The 1,686-nt window shown below is 69.1% G+C and carries 2 protein-coding genes, 1 tRNA gene and 1 pseudogene; 2 read left to right on the top strand and 2 right to left on the bottom strand.

Going from position 1 to position 1,686, the window contains the following annotated elements; all coding sequences use genetic code 11:
- Together G6021_RS17310 and G6021_RS09795 are read right to left on the bottom strand one after the other, a co-directional pair.
- A pseudogene (locus tag G6021_RS17310) lies at positions 1-195 on the bottom strand (hypothetical protein); the annotation flags it as partial.
- 10 nt (positions 196-205) lie between these two features.
- Entirely contained in the window at positions 206-700 is a 495-nt protein-coding gene (locus G6021_RS09795; RefSeq protein WP_182641179.1) for a YajQ family cyclic di-GMP-binding protein, read from the bottom strand.
- A 144-nt stretch (positions 701-844) separates the two neighbouring features.
- On the opposite strand from G6021_RS09795, the gene G6021_RS09800 reads away from it, so the two are divergent.
- Positions 845-927: transfer RNA gene (locus G6021_RS09800), tRNA-Tyr, on the top strand.
- A 175-nt stretch (positions 928-1,102) separates the two neighbouring features.
- The coding region (locus G6021_RS09805) for a polyprenyl synthetase family protein (protein ID WP_182641180.1) at positions 1,103-1,686 on the top strand (584 nt) is incomplete at its 3' end.

Raw genomic sequence — 1,686 nt, forward strand, 5'->3', positions numbered from 1 at the left:
TTCGGCTATCCGGGTGAACGCGCTGGTGAGCGAGGCGGCGGCGAAGACCGTGAGCAGGGGCGAGCCCTCGTCGTCGTCGACCCCGACAGAACATCCCGCCAGCAGGGACATCCCCACGGCCGCGGCGAGCACCCGCACGCCGCCCGCGCCGGCGGCACGCCGCCGGCTCCTCCTGCGTCCCCCTGGGAAGGGCACGGTCGTCGGACTACCGGTAGTTGGTGAACTGCAGCGCGACCTCGAGATCGGCCTTATTGAGCAGCTGCATGCACTCCTGCAGGTCGTCGCGCTTCTTGGACGACACCCGGATCTCCTCGCCCTGGATCTGCGCCTTGACGCCCTTGGGGCCCTCGTCGCGCAGGAGCTTGGTGATCTTCTTGGCGTTCTCCTTGTCGATGCCCTGCTTGAGGGAGCCGACCAGGCGGAAGCCCTTACCGGACGGCATCGGGTCGCCCACCTCCAGCGCCTTCATGCTCAGGCCCCGGCGGACCAGCTTCTCGATGAACACGTCCTTGGCCGCCAGCACACGGTCCTCGGAGGCCGCGACGATCTCCACCGCGTCGTCACCCTTCCACTCGATACCGGCGTCGGTACCGCGGAAGTCGTAGCGGGTGCCCAGCTCCTTGGCGGCCTGGTTGAGGGCGTTGTCCACCTCCTGGCGGTCGAACTCCGAGACGATGTCGAACGAGGACTCCGAGGCCATGGACGCGCTCCTTCTCCTGGGTTGGGGGACGATCCCGGCCAGGCTACCCGGCCGTGACATCCGCCCGGGCCACCCCGCCGGCCCCCGATTTGGCACCGGGGGTCACACGCGTTGTATCGTGTCCTAGCGCCTTCAAGGGTGCACGCCAGATTGCCCGAGCGGCCAAAGGGAGCGGATTGTAAATCCGTCGGCTTATGCCTACGTTGGTTCGAATCCATCATCTGGCACGCGAGACCCCCGCCACAAGCGGGGGTCTTCGTGCATTTCCTGGCCGCGATAGTGTGGCCGTGTGACACCGTGGACATCAGCGGCGCCGGGTGCGGGACGCCGGTGTGCCGCATCTCATCGAAAAGATTCGAGGTGAGGGGTATCCACGACAGGGTCGGCTCCGAACAACAGGACATGACACTGGATTCGGTAAGCGCCGCCCAGCGGATGACCTCTCGCGACCTGCCCGACGGCCTGGGTCACGCCGTCGACGACTGGGCGGCCGATCTCGACCGCACCACCCGATCCGGCAAGGGCATGCGCTCGGCACTGTTCGACGCGGTCTACACGCACGCCGGCGGTCGCGACGAGGCGGTTCGCGCCGCCGCCTGTCAGGCGCTCGAACTCCTCCACGAGGCCTTCCTTGTCCACGACGACGTGGCCGACGGCGACGACCACCGCCGGGGCCGGCCCAACCTGCAGGGTCGGACCACGACGCGGGGTGCCGAGCAGGGGTTGTCCCGGGAGACCGCCGCGCACGTCGGCATGGTGGGGGGACTGCTCGGCGGGGATCTCCTCCTGGTGGCCGCGATGGGCGAGTTCGCCCGGTTGCCCGTGCCGGCGCCCGTGCTGCACCGCGCCATGGCGGAGGTCGAACGCGCGGTGGTGGCCTCCATCGCCGGGGAGTACGCCGACGTGCACGGTGCGGCCCACGGTGAGCCGACCACGCAGGAACACGCACTGGCGATCGGTGCCGCCAAGACCGCGGCCTACTCCGA

Origin of the sequence: Dietzia sp. CW19, assembly GCF_014145265.1 — a bacterium.
GTDB lineage: Bacteria > Actinomycetota > Actinomycetes > Mycobacteriales > Mycobacteriaceae > Dietzia > Dietzia natronolimnaea.

Bases quoted from the DNA above. Each gene is read 5' to 3' on its own strand.
- G6021_RS09795 (WP_182641179.1), bottom strand. From the start codon at position 700: ATGGCCTCGGAGTCCTCGTTCGACATCGTCTCGGAGTTCGACCGCCAG.